21 protein-coding genes are annotated in these 25,380 nt (G+C 71.9%); 7 read left to right on the top strand and 14 right to left on the bottom strand.

The window, feature by feature from the left end; translation table 11 throughout:
- Window positions 1–98 precede the first annotated feature (98 nt).
- Window positions 99–3,443 carry a DNA translocase FtsK 4TM domain-containing protein gene (locus WMF39_RS43390; RefSeq protein WP_437742291.1) on the bottom strand — a complete coding sequence of 1,115 codons (3,345 nt, stop codon included), beginning with the start codon at window positions 3,441–3,443 and terminating at the stop codon, window positions 99–101.
- 360 nt (window positions 3,444–3,803) lie between these two features.
- On the opposite strand from WMF39_RS43390, the gene WMF39_RS43385 reads away from it, so the two are divergent.
- From WMF39_RS43385 to WMF39_RS43375, 3 genes are all read left to right on the top strand, one after another.
- Window positions 3,804–5,417 carry a hypothetical protein gene (locus tag WMF39_RS43385; protein WP_437742290.1) on the top strand — a complete coding sequence of 538 codons (1,614 nt, stop codon included), beginning with the start codon at window positions 3,804–3,806 and terminating at the stop codon, window positions 5,415–5,417.
- Between the two features lie 118 nt (window positions 5,418–5,535).
- On the top strand, window positions 5,536–6,681 hold the full coding sequence (locus WMF39_RS43380; RefSeq protein WP_437742289.1) for an FHA domain-containing protein: 1,146 nt from the start codon (window positions 5,536–5,538) through the stop codon (window positions 6,679–6,681).
- 72 nt (window positions 6,682–6,753) lie between these two features.
- Window positions 6,754–8,112: a L,D-transpeptidase gene (locus WMF39_RS43375; protein ID WP_437742288.1), complete on the top strand. Its 1,359-nt coding sequence runs from the start codon at window positions 6,754–6,756 to the stop codon at window positions 8,110–8,112.
- Between the two features lie 87 nt (window positions 8,113–8,199).
- On the opposite strand, the gene WMF39_RS43370 is transcribed toward WMF39_RS43375, so the two are convergent.
- From WMF39_RS43370 to WMF39_RS43330, 9 genes are all read right to left on the bottom strand, one after another.
- Window positions 8,200–8,538, bottom strand: coding sequence for an ATP synthase F0 subunit C (locus WMF39_RS43370; protein ID WP_012240589.1), 339 nt, complete (start codon window positions 8,536–8,538; stop codon window positions 8,200–8,202).
- 289 nt (window positions 8,539–8,827) lie between these two features.
- Entirely contained in the window at window positions 8,828–9,595 is a 768-nt protein-coding gene (gene atpB / locus WMF39_RS43365) for a F0F1 ATP synthase subunit A (protein ID WP_437742287.1), read from the bottom strand.
- A gap of 200 nt (window positions 9,596–9,795) precedes the next feature.
- Window positions 9,796–10,260: an ATP synthase subunit I gene (locus WMF39_RS43360; protein ID WP_437742286.1), complete on the bottom strand. Its 465-nt coding sequence runs from the start codon at window positions 10,258–10,260 to the stop codon at window positions 9,796–9,798.
- Entirely contained in the window at window positions 10,250–10,618 is a 369-nt protein-coding gene (locus tag WMF39_RS43355) for an AtpZ/AtpI family protein (protein WP_437742285.1), read from the bottom strand. The genes WMF39_RS43360 and WMF39_RS43355 overlap by 11 nt, the downstream gene beginning before the upstream one ends.
- A gap of 125 nt (window positions 10,619–10,743) precedes the next feature.
- A complete protein-coding gene (rdgB, locus tag WMF39_RS43350) occupies window positions 10,744–11,367 on the bottom strand; it encodes an RdgB/HAM1 family non-canonical purine NTP pyrophosphatase (RefSeq protein WP_437742284.1) in 624 nt (207 codons plus the stop codon).
- On the bottom strand, window positions 11,364–12,137 hold the full coding sequence (rph, locus tag WMF39_RS43345) for a ribonuclease PH (protein WP_437527822.1): 774 nt from the start codon (window positions 12,135–12,137) through the stop codon (window positions 11,364–11,366). The genes rdgB and rph overlap by 4 nt, the downstream gene beginning before the upstream one ends.
- A gap of 70 nt (window positions 12,138–12,207) precedes the next feature.
- Window positions 12,208–13,224, bottom strand: a complete 1,017-nt coding sequence (locus WMF39_RS43340) for a murein hydrolase activator EnvC family protein (RefSeq protein ID WP_437742283.1) — start codon at window positions 13,222–13,224, stop codon at window positions 12,208–12,210.
- On the bottom strand, window positions 13,221–14,114 hold the full coding sequence (locus WMF39_RS43335; RefSeq protein ID WP_437742282.1) for a cell division protein FtsX: 894 nt from the start codon (window positions 14,112–14,114) through the stop codon (window positions 13,221–13,223). Before WMF39_RS43335 ends, WMF39_RS43340 begins: the two co-directional genes overlap by 4 nt.
- A gap of 41 nt (window positions 14,115–14,155) precedes the next feature.
- Window positions 14,156–14,974: a cell division ATP-binding protein FtsE gene (locus tag WMF39_RS43330; protein ID WP_012240581.1), complete on the bottom strand. Its 819-nt coding sequence runs from the start codon at window positions 14,972–14,974 to the stop codon at window positions 14,156–14,158.
- A gap of 104 nt (window positions 14,975–15,078) precedes the next feature.
- On the opposite strand from WMF39_RS43330, the gene WMF39_RS43325 reads away from it, so the two are divergent.
- From WMF39_RS43325 to WMF39_RS43310, 4 genes are all read left to right on the top strand, one after another.
- Complete coding sequence (locus WMF39_RS43325; protein WP_437742281.1) at window positions 15,079–15,927, top strand: methionyl-tRNA formyltransferase; 849 nt, start codon at window positions 15,079–15,081, stop codon at window positions 15,925–15,927.
- 123 nt (window positions 15,928–16,050) lie between these two features.
- On the top strand, window positions 16,051–17,163 hold the full coding sequence (locus WMF39_RS43320) for a hypothetical protein (RefSeq protein WP_437742280.1): 1,113 nt from the start codon (window positions 16,051–16,053) through the stop codon (window positions 17,161–17,163).
- A gap of 24 nt (window positions 17,164–17,187) precedes the next feature.
- A complete protein-coding gene (locus WMF39_RS43315) occupies window positions 17,188–20,238 on the top strand; it encodes a BamA/TamA family outer membrane protein (RefSeq protein ID WP_437742279.1) in 3,051 nt (1,016 codons plus the stop codon).
- A gap of 59 nt (window positions 20,239–20,297) precedes the next feature.
- Window positions 20,298–20,819 carry a hypothetical protein gene (locus WMF39_RS43310; protein WP_437742278.1) on the top strand — a complete coding sequence of 174 codons (522 nt, stop codon included), beginning with the start codon at window positions 20,298–20,300 and terminating at the stop codon, window positions 20,817–20,819.
- Window positions 20,820–20,978: 159 nt separating this feature from the next.
- Here WMF39_RS43310 and WMF39_RS43305 read toward each other — a convergent pair whose 3' ends face one another.
- The 4 genes from WMF39_RS43305 to WMF39_RS43290 all read right to left on the bottom strand — a co-directional run bounded on the left by WMF39_RS43305 (window position 20,979) and on the right by WMF39_RS43290 (window position 25,109).
- On the bottom strand, window positions 20,979–21,158 hold the full coding sequence (locus WMF39_RS43305; RefSeq protein WP_272102111.1) for a hypothetical protein: 180 nt from the start codon (window positions 21,156–21,158) through the stop codon (window positions 20,979–20,981).
- Window positions 21,159–21,483: 325 nt separating this feature from the next.
- Window positions 21,484–21,789, bottom strand: coding sequence for a hypothetical protein (locus tag WMF39_RS43300; protein ID WP_157907252.1), 306 nt, complete (start codon window positions 21,787–21,789; stop codon window positions 21,484–21,486).
- A gap of 427 nt (window positions 21,790–22,216) precedes the next feature.
- Window positions 22,217–23,500, bottom strand: a complete 1,284-nt coding sequence (locus WMF39_RS43295; protein ID WP_437742277.1) for a penicillin-binding transpeptidase domain-containing protein — start codon at window positions 23,498–23,500, stop codon at window positions 22,217–22,219.
- Window positions 23,501–23,657: 157 nt separating this feature from the next.
- Complete coding sequence (locus WMF39_RS43290; RefSeq protein ID WP_437742276.1) at window positions 23,658–25,109, bottom strand: porin; 1,452 nt, start codon at window positions 25,107–25,109, stop codon at window positions 23,658–23,660.
- Window positions 25,110–25,380: the final 271 nt, after the last annotated feature.

Here is a 25,380-nt window from a genome sequence, read left to right as displayed (position 1 = left end):
ACGCTGTGTGCTCCTCGACATCCCGTCTGTCCCGCTTGCCTGGGTCGGCGGCGTGCCAACACCCTCTGTGCAGTGGCGTCAAGATAAATCACACAGGGTCAAATTGGCGCGATCAGCACCTCGCGATCCTTGGCGCCGTTCGCGGGCCCGACGAGCCCGCGCTTCTCCATCGCCTCGACCAGCTTGGCCGCGCGGTTGTAGCCGACGCCGAGCTTGCGCTGCAGCCACGAGGTCGAGCAGCGCCGGGTGTCGGCCACGATGCGAACCGCGGCGTCGTACATCGGATCGGCCTCCGCGTCGGACGTGTCGGGCTCCTCGCCCTCGTCGTCTCGGGGCCGGAGGATCGCCTCGTCGTAGACGGGCTCGCCCTGGAGCCGGAGGAAGTCGGTGATCTTCTGGACCTCCTCCTCCGAGCAGAACGGGCACTGGACGCGGCGCGTATCGTTCGAGCCGTTCATCTTGATCAGCATGTCGCCGCGGCCGAGCAGGTGCTCCGCGCCCTGCTCGTCGAGGATCGTCCGGCTATCCACCTTCTGCGCGACACGGAAGGCGATGCGCGTCGGGAAGTTCGCCTTGATCATGCCGGTGATCACGTCGACGCTCGGCCGCTGCGTCGCGAGGATCACGTGCATGCCGGCGGCGCGCGCCTTCTGCGCGAGGCGGGCCACGCTCGCCTCCACGTCCTTGCCTTGCTGCATCATGAGGTCGGCGAACTCGTCGACCACGATCACGATGAACGGGATCTTCTCCGGCAGCGCCGCGTCCGACCCGTCCTTCGCCGCGTCGATCTCCACCTCGAGCCCGTCGGCGCCGACGGCGCTCACCTTGGCCGGGGGCTTCGGCGGGCGCGCCTCGCCGCGCTGCACGCGCTCGACCCAGGCGTTGTAGGTCGTGATGTTCTTCGTCCCCGCGTTCGCGAAGAGCTGGTACCGGCGCTCCATCTCGTCGACGGCCCACTTGAGCGCGTTCGCCGCCTGCTTCATGTCCGTCACGACCGGCAGGAGCAGGTGCGGGATGCGGTCGAAGGGCGCGAGCTCGACGACCTTGGGATCGATCATCAGCAGCCTGAGCTCCTCCGGCGTCTTGCGGAAGAGCAGGCTCACCAGCATCACGTTGAGGCCCACGCTCTTGCCCGCGCCGGTCGCGCCCGCGACGATGACGTGCGGCATCGACGCGAGGTCGGCGAAGTACGGCGTCCCGATGATGTCGCGGCCGAGCACGCACGGAAGCGGCGCCTTCATCTCGATGAAGCGGCGATCCTCGACGAGCTCGCGCAGGTTGACGGGCAGGCGGTGCTCGTTCGGGATCTCGAAGCCGATCCGGTTCTTGCCGGGGATGGGGGCGACGATGCGGACCTTGCGCGAGAGGCCGAGCGCGAGGTCGTCCGCGAGGCCCGCGACCTTCGACACCTTGGTGCCGGCGGCGGGAGAGACCTCGAACGTCGTGACGGTCGGCCCCGGGTGGATCTCCTCGACCTTCCCGCTGACGCCGTAGTCGGCGAGCGTCTTCTCGAGGAGCTGCGCGGTCGCCTTCAGCTGATCCGCGTCGAGCTGCAGGCGCCCGCCCGCGGCCGCCTCGAGCATGTCCGTCAGCGGCAGGCGGAAGCCCGCTCCGGCCGCCGGGACGACCTTCACCACGGCCGGCTTCTCGCTGACGAGCTCGCGGCTCGTATCGACGATGGTCGGGTCGCGCGGCGCGACCCCGCGAGCCCGCTCCGGGCCGATGGCGGGCGAGGGCTCGCGGTGGGCCACCGGGGCGTCCGGCGCGCGCGCGGGCAGCTCGCGATGAGCCGCCGCGGCGTCCGGCGCGCGCGCGGGCAGCTCGCGATGAGCCGCCGCGGCGTCCGGCGCGCGCGCGGGCAGCTCACGCGCGGGCAGCTCGCGCACCGGCAGCTCGCGCCGCTGGCGCACGGGCAGGATGGGCGACGGTGTCGGCACGTCGACCTCGTCCGGTTCTCCGAGGGCGGTCACCATCTCGTCGTCACCCGGGTCGAGCGCCGCGAGCGCTACCGGCTCGTCCTCGTCGAGGTCGCCCTGCTCCTTGTCGAGGTCGCCCTGCTCCTCGTCGAGGTTGCCCTCCTCCTCGTCGATGTGCGCCTCGCCTCCGAACGGCGGCTCTTCGCTGTCCTCCTGGGCGGCGGCGCCGCGCGGCGCCGCGGGAGGCGCGGCGCGACGCCGTGCTGCTCGGCGCTGCGTTCCCTCGCGCGGCTCGGCAGCGCGCTGCGCCCGGCCGCGCGGCTCGGCGCCGTGCGACAGCGCCTCGCGCGGCTCGTCGTCCCGCTGCGCTGCCTCGCTGGGCTCGGCGCCGCGGGTCACCACCTCGTGCGTCTCACCGCCGTGGATCACCAGCTCGTGCGGCTCGGCGCCGTGGGTCACCACCTCGTGCGCCTCCCCGCCGTGGATCTCCACCTCGCGCGGCTCGGCGTCGTACAGCTCTGCCCCGCGCGGCTCCGCGCCCTGCTGCGCCGCTTCGCGCGGCTCCTTCGCCTGCGCCTTCCGCCCGCGCCGCGGCTTCGCCGGGGCGGCCGGCTCCTCGGGCGACGCGTCGAACGGCGCGCTCTTCCAGAGATCGAGCGCCGGCGCCTCGACGGGCGCCGGCTCGGCGGGCGTTGCCCTGGCGGGATCGGAGGGCCGCTCGTCGGTGTCGTCGGCGAGCGCGGCGATGATCGCGTCCGGACTCGAGTTGCGCGCGATGATCGGCGGCGCGTTCTGCGTCTTGGCCTCGGTCTGCCGCTCCAGGTCGCGCGCCGCGGCCCACGCCCCGAAGAGCGCGCGCGCCCAGCCGGCGACGCGCACGGCGATGGCGATCGCGAGCTGCTCGGCCCGGTGCGCGAGCTCGATGAACGAGAACGTCGCGCGGCCCATCAGGATGAGCGCGACGATGGTGAGCCCGATGATGTAGGACCCGATGTTCGAGAAGAGCGCGCGCAGCACCTCACCGAACAGCTCGCCCACGGCCCCGCCGAGCGGCATCGCGCCGAACGCGACCGCGCGCGGGAACGCGACGTGCGCGAGCGCCGCGAGCACGATGACCACCACGATGTCGCCGCTCAGCCGGAACAGGCTGGCGATCGAGCGCTTCGCCCCCAGGAGCGGCATCGCGAGCAGCGCGAGCTCGAGCGGGACGAACCACGCGATGACGCCGATCGCCTCGATCGACGTCCCCGCGAGCGCAGCGCCCACGGGCCCCACCCAGTCGTCGCCGGAGACCTCCGGCCGCAGCGGATCCCCGCGAAAGGACGCGAGCGCCAGCGCGCTGTACAGGGCGGAGACCAGCAGAACCAGCGCCGCCGCATCCCGGGTGTAGCCATGGCCCGGCGGCGCAGCAGGACCCGCGATCCCTGCTGGGCTGGTCCGCGCGGCGCCGCGCGCGCCGGACCGCAAGGGCTCGCCAAGGCCGGCGGCGGGCTGGGCACGGCGAGGAGCGAACAAGGGGACGTGCATACCTACCTGTACCTACTTTGCTCACATATGCGCACTTCGCTCCGGGGGCAAGAAGTATGGGAGGGCTGCAAGAAGTGGAAGAGACCGGAAGCGGCGGGACGGGCAAGGAAGGGGCGAGGCGGCGTGAGCGCCGCCAAGCGCCGCGCGCCTGAGCTCGCCGGGAGGGCGAAACGCAGCCGCTTCCGGGCAGCGTAGGCGAGGGGGAGGGAGCCGGGAGGGCGGGGATCGCCGGCCGACGGCGTGCTGGAGTTCTGGCCAGATTTCGCGCAGACTTTGAAAAGGCTCCTCTCTATCCCGGCCTTGAAATTCTTTCAAACAGAGCGCTGCGGGCGGTACCATCCCGACCCTCCTGGGACGTGCATGGAAACTGTCGAACGAGCAGGGCGGCGCGTCGGCGCTGCGGGCCTTCTTTTGCTGTGCCTCGCGACCGCGGGCGCAGGGCTCGCGACGAGCGGGTGCCGCGTCAACGAGAACGACATCCACCGGTGGGAGACCACGGCGCACGGCCCGGACAAGCTCAGGGCGGTGCTGTTTCACGATAAGTACGACAGCTCGCTCCGCGTCGAGGCGGCCACCTCGCTCATCCGCATGAAGCCGCGGCAGGGCCGGCGCGTGGGCATCGGCATCATGGTCGAGACCCTCGCGACCATGGCGCCGGAGGCCCGGCAATCCATCGTGGCGGCGCTCGTGCCGTCGATCATCGCCGAGCTGAGGAAGCCGCCGCCCGTCGCGCAGCCAGGGCAGCCGCTCCCGCAGGACACGTCGTTCCCTTACAAGGACGCGGCGTACGCCATGCTCACGTCGGATCGGACCGTGATCATCGCGGACGAGGGGCTGAAGGAGGGGCTCAAGGCCGCCCTCATCGACTGGGCGATGGCGGACTTCGAGCACCGGCTCGAGGACCGCTCGCAGGCCTACGGGATGGAGCAGCTCCTGCGCTTCATCGGCCCCGCCGCGGTGGCCGGCCTGCCGAAGCTGATGACCCGCGAGGCGAAGCGGCTCGACCAGCTGGCGTCGCTCGTGGCCGAGTACGGCGACCCGCCGACGAAGGAGGCCGCCTCGGCGAACCTGGTCGCCATCGCCAGGTTCGTCACCTCCGGCGAGTGGACCGCCGTCAAGAAGCCCGAGCTCCAGGCCGCGAACGCCGCGTCGAAGCTGGCGCCGACCGAGAAGCAGTTCGAGGCGCAGCTCGCGCAGTACCAGGAGGAGGAGCTGTTCCGGGTCTTCGGGTCGATGAAGAAGCTCGGCGGCCGGCCGTCGGTGGACTTCCTCCTCGGGTTCGCGGCGAACAAGGAGCAGCCGGAGAAGCGCCGCCAGGCCGCCCTCGCCGCGCTCGAAGGCCGGCTCGATCGCAACAACCCGAGCGACATCCAGCGCATCCTCGAGATCGCGACCGCGGACGCGCCCGACGCGGTGCTCGACCAGGCCTTCCGCCGCGTCGGCGAGATGCCGCGCGAGCTCGTCGTCGAGAAGCTCTACGGCCTCTTCAAGACCGACAAGTGGAAGATCCGCCGCGCCGCCGCCGCGACCATCCTGAAGATGTCGACGGCGAAGCACATCGACGAGTTCATGAGCAGGCTCCCCGACGGCAAGGACAGCAAGGGGTTCGCCATGCCGGAGGCGCTCACGTACGGCGCCGCGCTCGGCGACCTGAAGGAGGGCTCGCCCGTCGAGGCGCTGAAGAAGCACTTCACCGCGGGGCCGGCGGCGGTGCGGACGAGCGCGATCGCCTACTACTTCACGTTCGGCACGGCGGCCGATCTCCCGGCGGTCAAGCCGCTCGAGGGCGACACCACGCGCGTGCCGGTCTGCGAGGCCGACCCGGACTGCAAGTGGGCGTGCGAGGTGCAGAAAGAGGGATCGACCGAGCGCGAGCTCAGGGACGTGAAGACCGTCGGCGAGTTCGTTCAGTACTGCATCGAGCCGGCCATGCAGGACAGGAAGCCGGAGCTCGAGAAGGGCGAGAAGAAGTGACGCGCTTCTTCGTCCGCCGCGCGCGTCACGCGCGGCCCAGAGCCGTCAGCTGCTTGCAGGGAAGAGGCCGGGAGGAGGCTTCCCAGCGCAATTCATCCTCCATTATCGTTGGGTAGAGATGAGCGCGGATCCGAACAAGAAAAGCGCACGGACGTTCCAGTGTCGCGATGTCCTTTGGGAGACGTTCGAGCAGATGGCGCGCGAGCTCGAGTGCTCCATCGACTACCTCATCAATGAGTCGATGAAGCAGTACGCGCGGCAGCGAAGCTACAGCCCGCGCACGCCGTTCCCGCCGCCCGCCAGGGGCGACGCGGTGCCCCCCTCCGGGCACATGGCGGTCCCGCACGCTCATCAGGCCAGCGCGCCACCTCCCCTCGCGACGCCCCAGCCGCCCGGGCTGGCGACGTCCGGCTCGGCGCCGCCCCTGGGAGGCTTGCAGCAGCAGCCGGCAGCCGGGATGCCCTACGGCGCCTCGGCGCCTGCGTATGGCGCGCCGTCGCCGCAGTACGGCGTGGCGCCCGTCGGGCCAGGGCCGACGCCGGTCCCGGCGATCACGCCGCCTCCTCCGCCTCCGGGGCAGGTCCGTCCGGGCGCGCCGCCGCCGCCCCCGCCGCCCCCCGGCAGCAGCAACGCGGGCGGCAAGCGGCCCAGCCTGCCCGTGCCGCCGCCCGTCCCGGGTCGCGTCGGCGGCCCGCCGCCTCCGCCGACCAGCGTGACGCGCCTCGGCGCGCCGCCGCCGCTCCCGTCGCAGGCCACGAACCCCGGCGGGCGCCAGAGCCTCCCGGGCGCCTCGGTGAGCCGCTCGGGGCCGCCGCCGCCGCTGAGCAACGCCGCCGGTTACGCCTCGCCGATGGGACCGCCGGTGGCGCCGCCCCTCGCGCCCCCGCTGTCGCCGCCGCCGTATGTCGCTCCGCCGCAGGCCTCCAGCAGCGTGCCGGGTCCGCCGCCGATGGCCATGGGGATGCCGAATCAGGTCCCCGTCGGCCCGACGCTCGCCGCGTTCTACGCGGGGCAGCGGTTCGTGGTGAACAAGGATCGGTTCATCATCGGGCGCGGCAAGCAGTCGAGCGACCTGACGATCAAGGACCCGAACGTGTCGCGCCAGCACGCCATGGTCGAGTTCCTGAACGGCCAGTACTACATGGTCGACATGGGCTCGACGAACGGCGTCGAGTACAACGGCCAGCGCATCGCCCGGAAGGCCATCGTCGAGGGCGATCTCTTCCGGATCTGCGATCACGAAGTGCGCTTCTCCTACCGCTGAACCCGCCGACCGCGGGCGCGCAGGCGGGAGTTTGGCTGGAGCGCGGGCGAGGGCTTAGGATCTCGCCGCAGGATGACGAAGCGTGGAGGCGCCGAGGCCGGCTCGCAGGAACGGCGGCGCGGCGCGCTGCGACGAGCGCGCCGCGGCGCGCTGCGCGGCGGCGCCGCGGCGGTCGGTTTAGGCGTGGCGATCTGGGGCGGAGCGGTCCTCGCTTCGCAGCTGCCGCCGTGGGTCTCCGCGGGCGACACGCCGCTGCCGGCGTGGGTCAGGAGCGCGCGCGTGCTCAAGCGCGACCAGCCGCTGTTCGACGCCCCCGGCGAGGGCGCGCGCCGGCGCGGCTCCGTCGATCGCAACGTGCAGCTGCCCCTCTTTGCGGCCAGGCGCGCCGGCGGATGCCTCGGGCGCTGGCTCGAGGTGGGCGCCGCGGCCTGGGTCTGCGACGACGCCGTCGAGCTCTCCGCCGCGGGTCCGATCAGCCCGCTGGTGCGGACGTGGCGCGAGATGCCCGATGGGCTCCCTTACCGCTACTACTTCGTCGGCCCCGACGGGACCTTCGGCTATCGGCGGGCCGAGGCGGCCGACATCGACGCGCCGGACGCGCAGCTCGAGCCTGGCTTCGCGGTGGCGATCGTCGAGGAGCGGATCGAGGGAGGCGCCCGGTACGGCCGCACGAACAGCGGCTTCTGGTTGCCGATGCGAGATCTCGGTCCAGTGCGCGCGTTCGCGTTCCACGGGGTGGACGTCGCGCCGGGCGCCGCGCAGATCGCGACCGCGTGGGTCGTGTCGGAGCGGGCTCCGCTCTACACGCGGACGGGGGCGGGCTTCACGCGGACCGAGGAGAGCAAGGTGCGGTTCGAGGTGGTCCCCTACCTGGAGGAGGCGCAGGGCGCCTCGGGGAAGCTCGCGCGCATCGCGGAGGGCGACGTCGCGGCGTGGATCTCGACCCGCGATCTCCGGCGCCCCTCGGTGGCGCCGCCGCCCGAGGTCGACGTCGAGGCGGGTGAGCGCTGGATCGACGTCGAGCGCTCGACGCAGACGCTCGTGGCCTACGAAGGGCCTCGCCCCGTGTTCGCGACGCTCGTCTCGACCGGCAAGGGCGCGCCCGGGTCGCAGCGCGCCACGCCCGCCGGCACCTTCCGGATCTGGGCCAAGCTGCTCACCTCGGACATGGACAACCTCGAGGACGAGGCCGCCGAGCGGTACTACCGGATGGAGGACGTCCCCTACGTCCAGTACTTCTCGAAGGGGATCGGGCTGCACGGCGCGTTCTGGCATCGCTCGTTCGGTCAGGTGCGGAGCCATGGCTGCGTGAACCTGGCTCCGCTCGACGCGCAGCGGCTGTTCTGGTGGACGTCGCCCCGGCTCCCCGCCGGCTGGACGGCCGTCCTCCCGACGGCGCACGAGCCGGGCACCGTCGTGCGCGTGAGGTAGCGGCAGGCGCGAGGCCCGTCGGGGATAGCAGGGAGGGGGCGGGAAGGAGCAGCGGAGCCGGGCCCGGTAGGCGCGGCGAGCGCTGGCTCAGGGGGCGATCTTGCCCTGGAGGAAGAACGCGATGACCCAGGAGAGGAGCACGAGCGACTCGATGAGCGCCAGGCCGAGGATCATCGGGGTCTGGATCCGGGCAGCGGCGCCCGGGTTCCGGGAGATGCCCTCCAGGGCGGCGGCTGCCGCGCGCCCCTGGCCCATGGTGCCGCCGAGGGCAGCGATGCCGATCGCGAATCCGGCAGCGACGGCGAGCCACGAGTTCGCGTCGTACTTGTTCGACGCCGCGCCATCCTGCGCCAGCGCCATAGCGGGAACCAGTACCAGCGCAGTGCCGACAACGGCGGACAGCGACAGCTTGCTCTTCAGCGACATCCGAATCTGCTCCTTTCAAGCCACACAGCCCGCGGGGCTGCATGCGAAACATCTGCCTGGGTCGGGGGCCGCGGGGCGGTCCCCCATCGAGATCCGGGGATCGCTCCAGGGACCTCTGCTACTGCTCGGCAGGGGCCGCGCTTCCGCGATCCACCACCGTTGTGGGGCAACCCATCGACAGCGGGGCCCCTCTAATCCGATTTTCGAGGGCTGGCTAGCCTTCTCTTCACCTCCAGCGCCATTCTCCGCGGCGCCGGTGGGCGGCTGACCAGGCGGTCAGGCGAAGCGGTCAGTGGTGGTCTGCCTTCTCGGTCGCGAGCCCGATGTAGATGCAGCTCAGCAGGCAAAACACCAGCGTCTGCACGACGATGACGATGATCGCCAGGAACATCAGGGGCACCGGGACGAACAGCGCGACGAGCCCCAGGAAGATGCTCGCCACGAGGTGATCGACGCCGATGTTGAGCATGAGCCGGATCGAGAGCGTGACCGGGCGGACGCAGGTGGAGATGACCTCGATGGGGAAGATGAGCGGCGCCAGGTACCACTTCGGCCCGGCGAGGTGAGCGACGTAGCTCCAGCCGTTCTCCTTCAGCCCGTAGTAATTGAACAGGACGAACACCACGACCGCGCACCCGATCGTGATGTTCAGGTTCGAGGTCGGCGGGTTCACTCCCGGGATGAGCGCCGACGCGTTCGAGAAGAAGATGAACGCGGCCGAGCCCCCGATGAGCGGGAAGTACCGCTTCGCGTTCGCGGGCCCCATCACGTCCCGGGCCATCCCGTAGAAGTAACCGAAGAACGCCTCGAAGAACGTGCGCAGCGTGAGCTTGTCCTCCGGGATCACGGACTCGTTCAGGCGCCGGTACTGGCCGCGGACCTCGCTGGCGAGGAGCACGAACAGCACCATGATCAGAAGGCTCATGAAGATCGGCTCGGTCCCGCGGTAGTCCACGGTGTGGTGACCGATGAACGTCGTGCCGATGTTGCGAGCGTTCTCCCGGAGTCCGGGGAGCTGCGCCAGGAGGTACGTGAGGAACCCTGTGTGCTCAGGCATGGCTTTCGTCGTCGATGCGCCGCGCCGGCAGCCGCGCGGCAGTGCCGGCACGGCCGCGAGCGCTGGCGCGCCTTGTGGGAGTTCGCCCTCGATCGAGGGGCCTCGCCTCTACCACAACTCGTTTACGGTGGGCACCCTGCAGCGCTCCAAGTCTCCTCACGCCGCGCGGGTCGCTCCCGGAGGCCGGTTCCGGCAGGAGCTCAGCCGTGAGCGCCCGGCGGGCTTCCGTCCGCCGGGGGCTTCGGTCCGAACAGCGTCCCCAGGGTGATGCCGACGACGAGCGAGGCGTAGCCGACCATCAAGGCGACGCCCGAGACCACGTCGCTCTTCAGGAGGAGCCACACCCCGCCCATCAGGCCGAGCAGCTTGATCATCGCGATCAGCGTCCACGACACCGTGTGGCCCCGGCGCGAGAGGAACGCGTCGACGATGCGCGCGAAGACGTACAGGTTCACCGTCGCGATGGCGCCTCCGATGCACACGCCGAGCGCCGCGCGCGCGCCGTACGCGAGCAGCGCGGCCACCGACAGGACCGCGGCCGTGCCGGCGACCCAGCGGAGCACAGACCGCATGGTGGCGTCCCCGACGCCGGGCCGCTCCTCCGCGTCGGGCTCCTCGTGCGGCGGATCGCTGCCGGGCGCCCCCGGCCTTCGCTCAGCGCTCATCGTTCCCCTTCGCGTCCTGCAGCCCGTCGGGATCGCGGACCTCGTCGCTCGAGTCTGTCCGGCGGTCGTCGTCCGGCGCGCGCTCGTCCTGCCGTGCCTTCCGGTCGTCGAACCTCGGCGCAGGGTTCCCCTGCTCGCGCTCCTCGCGCTCGGCCACGGCCTGCATTTCCTTCCACGCCCGGAAGACCGCCTTGCCGGCGGCGCCGAGCCCGAAGAAGAACCAGAGCACCGAGAGGTACGGATCGGTCCCGAGCTTCCCGTCGAGCCAGCGGCCGATGAACAGGCCGACCAGGATGCACAGCACCACCTCGAGACCGACGGTCCCGTAGCTTCCGACGGCCTTCCAGTCCTGCTTCATCAGGGGATCCGATCACCGGGCAGTACGTGGGTGCCTCCGGTCGCGATTACAAGCGGTCCCGGACGGGGTCAACCGCCGTCCGGCGTCGCCGCTCGATCGGCACCCACCGCGCACCGCCTGTCGTCCTACCGTCGCGCGACCAGCGCCTCGAGCGAGGAACGCATCTCCCGCGCGGCCTTGCCGCGGTGGCTCACGAGGTTCTTCTCGGCCTCGCCGAGCTCGGCCATCGTCCGTCCGTAGCCATCCACGACGAACAGCGGATCATATCCGAAGCCGCCCGCGCCCCTGGGCTGCCTGCCGATCCACCCCTCGCAGCGCCCTTCGGTCACGATGGGCTGCGCCTCGGACCGCGGATCGAGCAGCACCATCACGCAACGGAAGCGCGCCTGGCGCCGGTCGTCCGCGACGTCCGCGAGCGCCGCGAGCAGGGCCTCGTTGTTCTCCGCGTCGGTCGCGCCCTCCCTCGCGAAGCGGGCGGACCGGACGCCCGGTCGTCCGCCGAGCGCGTCCACCTCGAGCCCCGAGTCCTCGGCGAGCGTCACCATCGCCGACCGGAGCGCCCCGGCGCGCACCTTGAGGAGCGCGTTGTCCAGGAACGTCGCGCCGTCCTCGACCACCGGCGGCGCGCCCGGCAGCACATCCGCCAGCGAGAGCACCTCGATCGGGAGGTCGGAGAGCAACGAGCGCAGCTCCACGAGCTTTCCTCGGTTGGAGGTCGCGGCGAGCAGGCGCAGCGGCTCTCGGCTCACGCGACCCTCCAGCGATCCGTCTGGAAGAGCGCGGAGAGGTCGACGCCGGCGCTCGACAGCGCCCGGTGCTGCGCGCTCGCGAGCGACGCCACGCCCGCGAGCGCGAGGTCGGTCATGCGATCGAGCTCCGCCCGGGGGATGGCCTCGTCCTCGGCCGTCGCCTGGACCTCGACGATCGAGCCGACCGCCGTCGCCACGACGTTCATGTCGACGCGCGCCGAGCTGTCCTCGGTGTAGACGAGGTCGAGCGCGAGCCCGCCCGGGAGGTGGCCCACGCTGATCGCCGCCACCTGATCGCGGAGCACCGGCGCCTCGAGCGATCCGGCCGCGCGCATCCGGTCGAGCGCCAGCGCGAGCGCCACGAAGCCGGCGGTGATCGACGCGGTCCTCGTGCCCCCGTCCGCCTCGAGGACGTCGCAGTCGATCGCGATCGTCTGCTCGCCGAGCTGCTTGAGATCGATCGCCGCCCGGAGCGCGCGGCCGATGAGCCGCTGGATCTCCTGCGTGCGCCCGCTCGGGGCCTTGCCCCGCCCGTCGCGCGGCTCCCTGCGGGCTGGGCTCGATCGCGGGTGCATCTGGTACTCGGCCGTGAGCCAGCCCGCGCCCTTGCCCATCATCCAGGCGGGCACGGTGGGCTCGACCGACGCCGTGCAGAGCACGACCGTCCTCCCGGCGCGGTAGAGGACGGATCCCTCTGCGTTGCGGTGGAACCCGAGGATCATCTCCACGGGGCGGTGGACATCGAGGGCGCGGCCGTCAGGGCGATTCACGGGGCCGCCTTAGCACACTTCGCGCGTCGCGCGGGCTCGCCTCGCGGCGGCGCGCGGCGGCCTCGCGCCGCTACATCCCGAACCAGGGACCCGGATCGATCACCTCGGCGCCGCGCCTCAGCTCGAAGTAGAGGTTCGCGCCGTTCGGTCCGCTCGCGACCGTGCCCACCCGCGCCCCGCCCGGGAGCTGATCGCCGGCGCGCACGTCCGCGGCGCCGAGGTTCGCGTACACCGAGTAGAGCCGCTCGCCGTGATCGACGATCACGGTGAGCCCGTAGTCCGCGTAGGTGTCGGCGAAGGCCACCCGCCCCGCGGCCACGCTGCGGACCGGCGCGCCGTCCAGCGCGGTGAGCTCGACGCCAGGGCCGCCGGCGCCGCGGCGCGACACCTTGCGCACCTCCGCGCGGCCGGCGATCGGGAAGGGGAGCCGCCCCATGAGCGAGCGGAAGCCGGCGCGGCGATCGAGCTCGGCGGGCCCGGTGTCCGCGCCGTAGATCGCGAGGTAGTCGGGGCGCACGCTCGTCTCGAACGCGCGCGAGAACGCGGCGCGGCGCTCCTCCTCCTGGGCCAGCGCGACCCGGGCGCGGTTCATCGCCTCGCGGTGCACCTCGAGGGGCGCGCGCTCCGCTCCGAGGTGCGTGAGCCGGTCCGCGAGCTCGGCGCTGCGCCGGGTCAGCTCCGCCTCGCGGGCGAGGTCGCGCTCGAGGGCGAGCCGGGTGCGCTCCACGCGGGCGGCGTGGTCCACCAGCGCGTCGAACCCGCCGCCCACCGGGAGGAAGCCGGCGCGGACGTGGCGGTAGTACGCGCGCCCGCGCGCGATCATCCGGCGGCGGGTGAGCTCCAGCGCGGGGCCGATCGTGTCGAGCTCCGCGCGCAGCGCCTTCTCCTCGGCGTCGAGCTTCGCGAGCAGGCGATCGAGATCGTTCTCGGCCAGCGCGGAGCCCGGGCGCGCCGCCGGGGCCGGGGCCCTGGCCGCCCAGGCGGACGTGGGCGCCGGGGCGCCCGGCGCAGGCACCTCGGCGCCGCTCGTCGCGGCGCCGGTGAGGAGCGCCAGCGCGAGCGGCGCGAGCCGGATGCGGCGCCTCACACGGCCACCATCTTGCGCAGCGTGAGCAGCGCGGTCGTGGCGCCGAGCGCGGCCCCGAGGGTGACCATCCCGAACGCGACCTCCCACGGCAGGAACGACGGCGAGACGCCGAGCAGGTTGGCGAGCTCGTGATCGAAGCGGCCGCGCACCATCATGAACAGGGCGCCCAGCATGAGCAGCGCGCCGGCCGCGCCCGCGGCGCCCTGCGTGGCGCCCTCGACGATGAACGGCCGGCGCACGAAGCCGTCGGTCGCGCCGACCAGCTTCAGCACCTCGACCTCGATCTTCCGGCGATGCAAGAGCAGGCGCATCGTCGAGCCGATGACGCTCACGACGGCGCAGAGGACGATCGCGGCGAGGCACGCGCTCGCGGCGACGCCGCCGCTGAGGAGGGACGACAGCCGCTCCGTCCAGCGCTGGTACGTCTCCACCGTGTCCACGGCCGGCAGGGCGCGCAGCTTCACCGTCATCGAGGCGAGCGCCTCGTCGGAGACCTCCTCGGTGAAGCCGACCTCGAGCGACGCGGGGAACGCGCTCGGCGGAAGCGCGGCGAGGGCCTTGTCGCCGTCGTCGTGCACCACCTCGCGGCGCGCCTCGGCGCTCGTCACGAGCCGCACCTTCTTGACGCCCTCGGTGCCCTCGAGCGCGCGGGTGAGCTCTGCGGTCTGCGCCTCGGTCGCGCTGTCGCGCAGGTAGACCGTGGCGCGGCCGGCGCGCGACCAGCGATCGCGCACCGCCACGAGGTTCGTGACCACGAGGAGGGCCGACGCGAGGCAGACGAACGCGACCGCGAGCGAGAAGATCGACAGCGCCTGCAGCCGCCAATCGCTCCTCCCTGCCCGCCAGGTGCGAAGCCATCTCCGCCGATCGTCACGCTCGCTGGTCTGCATCCGGTTCCCTCTATCCGTCTCGTGAGGCGGAGCCCTCGGCGCTACGCCGCGCCGCGCACGCCGCTATCCATCTCGTCCTCGTCGCCGTCCGCGAGCTCGCCGCCGGACCCGAGGCCGTGCGGTACGTCGGTCGCCTTCCCGTCGTCGAGCACGACCACGCGCCGGGGGCGCACGTCGAGCAGCGTCCGATCGTGCGTCGCGAACAGGACGGTCGTGCCGGTCTCGTGGATGTCCTCGAACAGGCCGAGCAGATCGATCGCGAGCTGCGGGTCGAGGTTGCCGGTCGGCTCGTCCGCGAGGATCAGCGTCGGCTCTCCGACGATCGCCCGCGCGATCGAGACGCGCTGCTGCTCGCCGCCGCTCAGCACCTGCGCTCGGTCGCCGCCGCGCCCCGCCAGGCCGACGCGCTCGAGCGCCTCGCCGACCCGGGTCCGGAGCAGGCGCGACGGGAGGCCGAGCACCTCCAGCGTGATGGCCACGTTGTCGAACACGGTCCAGCTCGGGACCAGCTTGAAATCCTGGAAGACGAAGCCGATGTTGCGCCGGAGCGCGGGGATCGACGCGTCGGTCAGGCGCGCGATGTCCCGGCCGAGGAAGAGGATCCGGCCATCGTCGACGCGCTCGGTGCGGTGCACGAGGCGGAGGAGCGTGCTCTTGCCCGAGCCGCTCGGGCCCGTGATGAACACGAACTCGCCGCGCTCGATCGAGAGCGACATCCCGCGCAGCACCGGCTGATCGGCGCGGTACGACTTGTAGACGTCCTCGAAGACGAGGATCGGCCGGCGCGCGGCGGACGCGTCGTAGCGGTGTCCGGGCCGGAGCGCCGGACGAAATGAGCCTTGCAGAGGGGGCGCCGCCATCGGAGCCTTCACCTATCAGCCTGCTCGCACACGGAAAACTTTTCGGCCGACGCTCGGGCGAGCGCCCTCTGCGGGTCGCCTTTTTTGGCCTCCCGCTGGCGGCGTTGCTGCTCCACGGCGACGGTCACGAGATCGCCCTCGCCGCGATCAGCCGCGCAGACGCGGTGGGGCTCCGCCGGGCCCGCCGGCTCTTCGGCTCGCGCCTCCTGCTGCGTCCCGACGTCGAGCGCCCGGAGCTCGCGTCGCGCATCGAGGCGCTCGCGCCCGATCTCCTGGTGAGCTGGTTCTGGACCACGCGCCTGCCGATGTCGCTCGTGAGGGCGGCGCGGCTCGGCGGGATCGGCGTGCACCCCTCGCTGCTCCCTCGTCATCGCGGGCCGGACCCCACGTACTGGGCGATCGCCTCGGGAGACGCCGAGAGCGGCGTCACGGCGCACCGGATCGAGGCGGAGTACGACACCGGCGACATCCTGGAACAGGAGAGGCTCCCCATCGATCCGGGGTGGACCGCGTGGCAGCTCGCCCGGGCGCTCGACCGGCCGAGCCTCCGGGTCCTGCGGCGCACGGTCGACCGGTTCGCGCGCGGCGAGGAGGTGGCGGGCGTCGCCCAGGATCCGGCGCTCGCGACGCAGGCACCTGCGCCGGACGACGAGGCGTGCGCCATCTGCTGGTCCTGGCCGACGGAGCGCGTCCTCCGGCACGTCCGCGCCCTCGCGCCGGCTCCGGGCGCGTGGACCGAGATCGAGGGCGCCTGCGTCATCGTCCTGCGGGCCGCGCCGGCGGCGAGCTTCCCCGAAGCGCTTGCGCCCGGCGAGGCGGTGGTCGAGGGCGGGATGGTCCTGGTGCGGACCGGCGACACGGCCGTCGCGCTGCTGGAGGGGGAGATCGACGGAGAGCCGGCGTCGGTGGGTGAGCTCGCGGCCCTCGTGGCGTCGGGGGCGTCGCGCGGGTGACCGCCGGCAGGGGGCGCTTGGCGGCCGGCCGCGTCGCCGGCGGGGTCGCCTGGCCGGCTCGCGGCCATCGAATCCTGAACCTATGGGCGCGCGACCGCGTAGGATGCGCCCTTCGGAGGATTCATGTCGGAACCCGCGCAGCTTGCGAAAAGCGCCCGCGAACTGCTCGCCGCGGCGCTCAATGCGCTCCAGTCGAACGGGGGGGTGTCGCCTGAGATCGAGGCGCTCGCCGAGCCGATAGCGCAGGCGATGGGCATCATGCACCGCATCGAGCGCTCCGGGGGTCAGGCCCTCGACGGCAGCGAGATCGCGCTCGGCCATGTGCGCGACGTCCTGAACCGTCTGCAGAGGATCACCGCGGCTGATCCGGTGGTGGACGTGCTGATGGAGCACGTCGCCTCCTCGCTGAGCAAGGTCAACGCGCTGAGCAGGGCGCAGGTCGCTGGCGCCTCCGCGCAGGCGCGTGCGCCCGCAGCGGCGGCCGCGCCAGCGCCCGTAGCGCCAGCGCCCGTAGCGGCGGCCGCGCCAGCGCCCGTAGCGCGTGCGCCCGTAGCGGCGGCCGCGCCAGCGCCCGTAGCGCGTGCGCCCGTGGCGGTGGCCGCGCCAGCGCCGGTTGCGCCTGTGCCCGCGCCAGCGCCGCTCGTGCCTGCACCTGCAGCGATGGCTGCGCCAGCGCCGTTCGCGCCTGCACCTGCAGCGGTGGCCGCGCCCGCGCCGTTCGCGCCTGTGCCCGCGGTGGCCGTGTCTGCGCCCCTCCAGCACACGCTCCCTTCGCCGCAGCAGCCGGGGCGTGCGCCGGCGCCCGCCTCGCCCGCTTACCCCGCCGCGTCGCACCCGGTTGCGGACCCACGCGGCGCGCCGCCGCCCCAGGCCGTGCCGCAGCCCGTCGACCACCGCATGCACGCGGCGGTCGTCGATGTCGAGCTCGGCGCTCTGACACCGTCGAATTTTTACAAGGGACTGGCAGGCAACGACGTCATCGAGCACGGGGGCATCTTCGTCGCGACCTACAAGATCCCGCCGACGGGCTCCGTCGTGACCCTGCGTGTCCGCCTGCCTGGCAACTACGAGTTCACCGCGCAGGCCGCGGTCCGGTGGACGCGCGAGGCAGGCGGCTCGAGGGACTCGGCCGAGCCAGGCTTCGGCGCCCGGATCACGCAGATCTCGGCGGAGGGCCGGCAGCTCGTGTCCCGGTTCACGCGCAACAGGGAGCCGCTCTTCTACGACGACCTCTGAGGTCGCCACGCCGCCTCGATCGTGGTGAACTCTTCTCCCGCGCGCGCCGGCTCGCGAGCGAGCCGGCCGCTCCACCGCGCAGCGTCCGTCCTCTCCGCCGTCGCCCTCACGGCGCTGCTGCTCCTCGCGCCGCGGCCGGCCCGGGCGACGGGCGACCCCGATCTCGCCTTCTGGACGTTCGAGACCGCCCACTTCCGCGTGCACCATCCGCAGGGCCTCGAGCCCATCGCGGCGCGCATCGCCTCGCTCGCCGAGACGATCTACGGGCGCGTCGAGGATGCGCTCGGCTACGCCCCGAAGGGCCGCACGGAGATCCTGATCACCGACGACTCCGAGATAGCGAACGGGTCGGCCGGCACGCTCCCCTTCAACTCGATCCACCTCCTCGCATCCGGTCCGGACGACCTGTCGACGCTCGGCGACTACGACGACTGGTACCTCGATCTCCTCACGCACGAGTTCACGCACATCGCGCACATCGATAACACCTCGGGGATCCCGGCGATCCTGAACGCGATCGTGGGCAAGACGTTCTCGCCGAACCAGGTGCAGCCGCGGTGGATCATCGAGGGGCTCGCCGTGGTGAGCGAGAGCCACCACTCGAGTGGTGGCCGGATGCGCTCGAGCATGTTCGACATGTACCTGCGCGCCGACGTGCTCGAGGACAACATCGCGGGGCTCGATCAGATCTCGAGCTCCGCGTTCCGCTGGCCTCAAGGGAACCTCTGGTATCTCTATGGATCGAGGTTCCTGGGCTGGATCATCGACGTCTACGGGCCCAACACGATGCGCGCCGTCTCCGCCGACTACGGGGCGTCGCTCCTCCCGTGGGGGATCAACCGCGCCATCCGCCGCGTGACCGGCAGGACCTACGTCGAGCTGTACGAGGGCTGGAAGGACCACCTCCGCCGGCTCTACAGAGAGCAGATGGCGGCCGTCGAGGCGCGCGGGCTCCGCGAGGGCGCGCGGCTCACCTACCACGGGCGCACCGTGCTCTACCCGCGGTTCGTCCCGCCCGCCGCGCGCCGGACCGCTGCAGACGAGATCGTCTACTTCCGCGACGACGGCGGGGAGCGCCCCGGTATCTACCGCGTCTCCCTCGCCGCGCCCGCGCCCGGGAGCGAGCGCCACGAAGCGCTGGTCGCGCGCACCAACGCGCCCTCGCGACCGGCGTTCACGCCGGCAGGTGACCTGATCTTCACGGCGCTCCTGCCGTGGCGCAACCACTACTACCGAAACGATCTGGTCTTGCTCCCGCGCGGCGAGGCGGCGCCCGACGGCGACGAGCCCTGGCGGCGCCGGTTGACGCTCGGCCTCCGATCCTCGGCCCCGGACGTCAGCCCGACCGGAGATCTCGTCGCCTTCTCCCTCAACAGCAAGGGCACCCGCTACCTGGAGATCGCGCGGCTCTCCAGGGATGGCGCCCTGTCCGAGCGGCGCGATCTCGTCCCGAGCGCCCGCTTCGAGCAGGCCTACTCCCCGTCGTTCTCGCCCGACGGCAAGCGCCTCGCGTACAGCGTCTGGACCGCGGGCGGCTATCGCGACATCCGCGTGGTGGACGTCGCCACCGGCAGCTTCCGACAGGTGACCCGCGATCGCGCGACCGACATGAACCCCGTCTGGTCGCCCGACGGCGAGACGCTCTATTTCACCTCCGATCGCACCGGCATCCACAACGTCTACGCCCACGACGTCTCGTCCGGCGCGTTGCGCCAGGTCACGAACGTGAGACTCGGCGCCTTGCACCCGGCGATCAGCCCCGATGGCAAGACGCTTGTCTATGTTGGATATACCTCTCGGGGCCACGACCTCTTCGCCATGCCGCTCGATCCGGCGCGCTTCCTCCCGGCGCCGCCGCCCCCGGGCGATCGCCCCGATCCCGCCACCGAGCCTTCGGCGGTGCGGCTCGAGCGCGTCCCTTACAACCCGCTTCCCACGCTCGCGCCGCGCGCGATCACGCTCGACTACGCGCCCGGGAGCTATGGCTCGAACGCGCTCACGGTGAGCGTGACCGGCACCGACATCGTCGGTCGCCACGCGATCTTCGGCGAGCTCACCGTGCAGCCGGACGCGCCGGCCCCGAACGTCCTGCTCGGGTACAACTACGGCCGGCTGCCTGTCGACCTCGGCGTCCGCGCGTACCACAACATCTCGCCGCGCGGCGGCTACCGCCTCAACGGCCGAAACGTCGTCTACGACGAGCGAACGATCGGGATCTCCGCGGGCATCAGCTATCCGATCCGCGGCGAGTTCTCGCGGCATACCCTGAGCGCGTCGTTCGGCAGCGCCGCGTTCAAGGGGCAGCTCCCCATCGGCGACAAGCTCGACCCGTACGCGCCCCGGACCATCCTCCCGCCGCGGGGCACCCTGAACCTCGCGCACCTCGGCTACGCATTCTCGAACGCCGAGGGCTCGCTCGACGCCGCCGGCGCGCCGCGCGGGGTGTCGCTGAGCGCTGGGCTCGATTACGCCGGCCCGGAGACGGGCAGCAGCTATACGACCTACGCGTTCTCGACGGGCCTCACCGCCTACGTCGCCATGCCCTGGTCAGGCGATCACACCCTCGCGTTTCGCGTCGCCGGGGCGGTGTCTGGCGGCAACTTCCCCCGGGGCGCCAGCTATGGCGTGGGCGGGTACGATCTCGAGAACCTCACCCTCGTCGACACATTGCTCACCGGGGTCACGAATAGCGCGTTCACGCTCCGTGGCTACGCGCCGGGCGCGATGTTCGGCCGCTCGTATTTCTCGCAGACGTTCGAGTACCGCGTGCCCGTCCTGCAACCTGACCGCGGCCTCGTGACGCTGCCGATCTACCTGCGCCGCATCGACGCGAGCCTCTTCCTCGACCACGGCGGCGCATTCAACCGCTTCGAGATGGACGACCTCGCCCTCTTCACGCAGAAGAGCCTGCTCTACTCGCCCCAGCTGCACGCCTCGGTCGGCGGCGAGCTGTGGCTGAGCTTGAGCATCGGGTACGTCCTCTCCTCGCAGCTGCGCTTCGGGTACGCCTATGGCCTGAGCGATCTCGCGATCCCCGGCGGTCAGTTCTACTTCGTCGCGACGAACTCGTTCTGAGCGCCGCGCGCCTGCTGGAAATTTTGCCCGCGCCGACCCCTTCGCCCAGGGTGCTCGGCATGCGCCGCGTCCTCCTCGCCCTGAGCCTCTTGCCCCTCGCCAGCTGCGGCATCGCCCCGAGCACGTCGCAGCGCCTCACCGAAGCGGCGCTCGAGATGAACACGGCTGCCCGGTTCGGCCGCATGGATGTCGCGCTCGAGCGCGTCGGCTCGAACGCGCGCCAGGATTTCATGAATCGTCACGCCGGGTGGGGCACCCGCCTCCGGGTCGTCGACGTGGAGTTCGGCGGCTTCGAGATGACCCAGCGCGAGGAAGCCGAGGTCTACCTCGACGTCCTCTGGCTGCGGAACGACGAGGCCACGGTCCGCAGCACCCGGGTGGCGCAGCGCTGGCGCGACGAACGGGGCCATTGGGAGCTTATCGGCGAGGAGCGAAGGGAGGGCGACACTGGGCTCCTCGGCGAGCCCCCGCCCAAGGAGCCCCAGCCCACGCAGAATGGGGCTGGCGATTCGGCGAGCGCGACCGGCATGGGTCGGCAGCCCGGCCTGAGCCTCCACACGCGAGTGATTCGCGACGAGTGAGCGCCGCCGCTGCGAGGTGTGCGGCCGCGCGCCGGGGGGCGCGCCGGGCCGAGCACAACGCCGGCGTGCGAGGCCTGGGTGAGCGACGGGATCGCAACAGCGCGGCGATGCGACGGGTGGCGCGTGGTGCGCGGTCGAACGACCGCGCCTCGCGCCCCATCAAGCAGCCGGCGAAGGGCTCGCAGGAGCGGCGCTCTTGGGAGCGCGGGGCTTCTTGGCCTTGCCAGCGACCTCCGTCGGGGCCTTCGCCAGCTTGCTGCGCTTGGCGCGCTCCTTCTTGGCAGCCTGCGCCTTGCGGCGCCTCATCTTCATCGACTGGCGGCGATCGCGCTTGCCCATCTGCTTCAATCTCCTCACGGTCGGGGGCGCGGCATCATGACGACAGCTCGCCAGGCGAGCCCCATCCTGCACCGGTGGATGGCCTACCGCGGGGCCCCTCAAAGGGAGCGGGACTGTGCCCAAGAGCGAATGGAAGCGCAAGGGGCAATGCGCGCGGAGATGCAGTTCTCGTGCTAGACGAGTGTGCAGTGCATCGCGCCGCCGTGAGGCGTTGACCTCCGCCTCCCCGCGCGGTCACGTCAGAGGCGCGTGGTCACATCAGAGGCGCGCGCTCGTTCTGAAGGATCCGAAGAATCCGCACCGCCTGGGTCGCACCTGGCAGGGCTCAGCCGCCGACCGCGCCGTCCAGCGCGACTTCGCGGCCGCGCACCTCGAGGCGGTACCTGGAGTTCACGGTCTCTATGTAGAAGACTTCGCGCCCGGCGAGGCGCAACACGCGCTTGACCGGCGTCGTGACATATTCATGCATTCCGTCGGAGAACTCGATGACGATGACCGAGCCTTTCCGTGGTGCACGGACGAGCCGGCCAACGACTGCGCGTGATCCCCGGCCGAGCTTGCGGAGCACAACCTGCACAACAGAGATGCTAGCACGCGGATCTCGGCCGAGCACAAGCTGCACAAGCAGCACCTCTCGCAACTAGGTCCCACCCTGGCCCAGGGTGTCCGGCTGCATCGGAGCGGTCCGGACCTTCGCGCCGCGGACGGCGAGCCGGCGGGAGGGGTCGCCCCCCGGGCGGAAAGTTTCCATGAATCGATCGCCGCCGCGGCGTGTACGATGAGCCTGCACACCTGTCGGCCACCAGGCAGGCACACCGGTCCGTGACGCACCGTCATCGCCGGATCCTGGTGAGGGCGGAAATCACGACGAACGATTTCGGCCTTACGGAGGCCTCGTGAAGGTTGCGCGGTGGTCTCCCTGACGGGCCGACAATGCGCTGGCGTCGTCGGCCGAGGGAACCTCGCCGGGGGCACGGTGCCGCGTTCAGGTGCATCTGCGCAGCGCGGCGCCGCGATCGGCCTGGCGCGCTGCGGCTCGGCGGCTCGTCAGCCCCGCGTTAGCGGCGGAGCGCTGTCGCGCCTGTCCGGTTGTTCGGATCGCTCACGCCGGGCGCGCCCTTGTCGGCGAAGTAGGTGCGGAGCATGTCGCATGCGACGTTCGTCGCCTTCACCCGCCATTTCGCGCCGTTGGCGACCATCACGGAGATGGCGACCTCGGGCTTGCGGCTCGGCGCGAACCCGACGAACCAGGTGTAGAACGGCCCCTCGGGCGTCGGCTTCGTGAGCGTCCCCGTCTTGCCCGCGACGCGGATATCCGGGAGGTAGGGGCGGCCGTTGCGATCATGGAACGAACGGTAGCTCGTGCCGTTATCCACCGTCGCCTCCATCATCGCGGTCACCGCGTTGGCCGTGCTCTCGTCCATCACCCGCTTGAGCACCTGGCGCTCGCTCGGGCCCTGGTAGATGTCGCCGATCTCGTCCTTGACGCTCGACACGACGTGGAGCCGGATCATCTCGCCGCCATTGGCGAGCGTGGTCGCCAGGTTCGCCCCCTGGAACGGCGACAGCGTCGTGTTCCAGAAGCCCGCCGCGGTCCGCGCGAAGCCGAGATCGTCTTCCGGGAGCGCGATCGTGCTCGTCGCGACCTTCACGTCGAACGGCGTGTCCTGACCCCAGCCGAGCTTCTCGGCCACGGCGCCGAGCTTCTCGCGGTCGAGGTTCTTCGCGGCGAGCCGCGCGAACACCGTGTTGATGCTCCGGCCCATCGCCTGCGCGAGCGTCGCGCAGTACTTGTCGCGGCGCTTGTTGTCGACCATGTCCGCCGGCCGGATCGAGTGCTCGCCGCCCGAATAACACTGCTTGGTGTTCGGGCTCAGGCCCGCCTCGACGAGGGCGGTGCCGGTCACGACCTTGAAGACGCTCGCCGACGGCGCGGTGGCCTCTGCAGCGACGTCGTGCATCGCCCCCTCGTTCACGTAGCTCGCCCAGACCAGCACCTTCCCGGTGCGGATATCGGTCATGACGACCGCGCCCTCCGGGACCTGGCCTGCCCGCAGGAAGCCGAGCGCCGCCCGCTGGTACATCGGGTCGATGGTCAGCTCCGCGACACGGTCGCCGTGCGCCGGCGCCGTGGGCGGGGTCCTCCGGTCGTCGATGCGCGTCAGATCGAGGTCCGTGAGCGGCGGCGGCGTCACGGTCCGCGTGATCGTCGGGCCCCCGGCGGTCGTCTTCTTGGCGAGCAGCCCCCCGAGCTGGACGTCGTGCTCGCGCAGCATGGGGAGGGTCACGGCCACGAGCCCCACGGCTGCACCGACGGCGATCCACTGACGCATGTCGCGCATGGCCCGACGGGTACCCCGCCGCGCTGTCCTGGGCCAAAATTGAGGCGCGCGACCTCGCCGGCGGGGCTCCCGCGCTGCCGGCGCGCCGCGGATCGTTGGAGGACAAAAGGATGAGGGGGCGCGGCCGGGACGCCGGCCGCGGCGGGGCGAGGGCGCGTCAGAACGACATGCCGAGCCTGGCGCCGAGCTCGTGCAGCGCATGCGCGTCCGGATCGGCGGGCGTCACCGTATTGCCGGGCACCCGGAGGAGGTTCTCGCTGGAGCCGCTGCCGGGCGTCAGGTAGGCGCTGTAATTCACGCCGAGCCGTATGTTTTTCGTGTACCAGTAGTTCGCGGCGAGGCCGATCTGCATGACGTTGAGATCGGTGCCCGGCCCCCCCTCGGCGCCCGGCGTCTTCTCGTCGTACGCACCCCCGCGGGACGCGCCGTCGTACGTCGCGTTGATCCCCGCGAGGAGCGCCGCCACCTCGAGCCCCGACTTCGGCTTCTCGAGCTCCTTCGACAGATCGACCTTCGTGGGGCGCGGGCTGAACCCTGGATCGCCGCTGACGAAGGCGTCGCCGACCGGCCACGCCGAGAGCTGCACGTACCAGCCGAGCCCCTTCACCTGCCCGAGCCGTTCGGTGTTGGTGAGCTGAAAGCCCTCCACCGCCTCGCGCGTCTCGTTCGCGACGTAGTACGCCTCGGCCCGGAGCTCGACCATCTTGATGGGCAGCCGGAGCTCGCCGCCGATCGCGGCCTGCGAGGCCGACGGGATGACGTGGATCGGGCGCTTCAGCGAGTCCGTGTAGCCGGCGCCCCAGAGCGTGTAGCCCTGCGCCGTCCTGATGGGCGCATAGTCGTAGCCCACGTACTCCTGGTCGCGGTCGCCGTAGCGCGCGCTGACGCCGATCTGCGCCTTCGCGAGCAACCCCTTCTTGTCGCTGGCGAACGGGCGCGCGACCACGCGGCCGATGAAATCGAACTGGCTGTCGACGCCCGGCCGGTTCTGCCCGTCGCCGCCGACCATGCTGACGCCGTAGACGACCATCCTGTCGGCGACGTCGCCCCAGATCGTCAGGCCGATGTCCTTGCCCTCGGGGTAGGCGAAGCTCCGGGTCGCGATGTTGCGCTCCATGAACGTCGTGCTGTTGTCGCTCGTCTGGTTATCCATCGAGAAGAACGCCTGGTGTTGCCCGAACAGGAAGTTGAGCGCGGGCATGACCGAGTAGTTGATCCAGGCGTCGGCGAGCACGGCGTTCGCGGTGGTGCTCTCGACGGGCGCGAAGCGCGCGCTCTCGGCCGTCGGCGTTTGCCCGGCCGCAGCGGCGGCGTTCTCGGTCCGGCCGTTGGCGTTCGCGAGCCCCTGGCCGCCGAAGTCGACGTCGACATCGAAGGAAAACCTCTTCAGGAACTCGCCGGCCACCTCGAGCCGCGCGCGGCGGATGAAGAGGCGCGGCTTGAGCGCGCTCCCACCGCCCGCCGCCGACACGTCCGACACGCCGGCGCCGAAGCTGCTGGCGAAGTCGAAGTTCAGCCTCCCCTTCGGGTAGAGCCGGAAGGTGTCGTTCGCGTCCCGGAGGAAGAAGCCGCCGTGCCAGCCGGCGAGCGGCTGCCGCTCTTCTTTCACGACGGCGGCACCGGCGGTCGGCGCGAACACCTGCGCAGGCGGAGGAGGCGGCGGCGCGGCGGTCGGTGCCGCTCCAGGGGGCGGGGGCGGCGGCAGCTGCTCTGCGGGCGGCGCCGCGTCGGGCGGCGGTGCGGGCGTCGGAGCGGCAGCGGCAGCGGGCGGAACCGCGCCGGCAGGAGCCGCCGGGGCAGCGGCCGGAGGCGGCGGCGGGGCAGGTTGCGCTGGGCCCTGGGGTCCAGGCTGTGCTAGCGCCGAAAGGCCCGACAGCGTA

This window comes from Sorangium sp. So ce1504 (assembly GCF_051521635.1).
GTDB lineage: Bacteria > Myxococcota_A > Polyangia > Polyangiales > Polyangiaceae > Sorangium > Sorangium cellulosum_B.
Note: the sequence above shows the minus strand (reverse complement) of the source record. Positions and strands in the feature narration are given on the sequence as shown.

Coding starts and splice junctions, on each gene's coding strand:
- WMF39_RS43355 (WP_437742285.1), bottom strand. CDS start 10,618: ATGAAGCAGGACTGGAAGGCCGTCGGAAGCTACGGGACCGTCGGTCTC.
- atpB (WP_437742287.1), bottom strand. CDS start 9,595: ATGCCTGAGCACACAGGGTTCCTCACGTACCTCCTGGCGCAGCTCCCC.
- WMF39_RS43310 (WP_437742278.1), top strand. CDS start 20,298: ATGCGCCGCGTCCTCCTCGCCCTGAGCCTCTTGCCCCTCGCCAGCTGC.
- WMF39_RS43375 (WP_437742288.1), top strand. CDS start 6,754: ATGACGAAGCGTGGAGGCGCCGAGGCCGGCTCGCAGGAACGGCGGCGC.
- WMF39_RS43380 (WP_437742289.1), top strand. CDS start 5,536: ATGAGCGCGGATCCGAACAAGAAAAGCGCACGGACGTTCCAGTGTCGC.
- WMF39_RS43360 (WP_437742286.1), bottom strand. CDS start 10,260: ATGAGCGCTGAGCGAAGGCCGGGGGCGCCCGGCAGCGATCCGCCGCAC.
- WMF39_RS43295 (WP_437742277.1), bottom strand. CDS start 23,500: ATGCGCGACATGCGTCAGTGGATCGCCGTCGGTGCAGCCGTGGGGCTC.
- WMF39_RS43335 (WP_437742282.1), bottom strand. CDS start 14,114: ATGCAGACCAGCGAGCGTGACGATCGGCGGAGATGGCTTCGCACCTGG.
- WMF39_RS43390 (WP_437742291.1), bottom strand. CDS start 3,443: ATGCACGTCCCCTTGTTCGCTCCTCGCCGTGCCCAGCCCGCCGCCGGC.
- WMF39_RS43330 (WP_012240581.1), bottom strand. CDS start 14,974: ATGGCGGCGCCCCCTCTGCAAGGCTCATTTCGTCCGGCGCTCCGGCCC.
- WMF39_RS43305 (WP_272102111.1), bottom strand. CDS start 21,158: ATGGGCAAGCGCGATCGCCGCCAGTCGATGAAGATGAGGCGCCGCAAG.
- WMF39_RS43385 (WP_437742290.1), top strand. CDS start 3,804: ATGGAAACTGTCGAACGAGCAGGGCGGCGCGTCGGCGCTGCGGGCCTT.
- WMF39_RS43320 (WP_437742280.1), top strand. CDS start 16,051: ATGTCGGAACCCGCGCAGCTTGCGAAAAGCGCCCGCGAACTGCTCGCC.
- WMF39_RS43370 (WP_012240589.1), bottom strand. CDS start 8,538: ATGTCGCTGAAGAGCAAGCTGTCGCTGTCCGCCGTTGTCGGCACTGCG.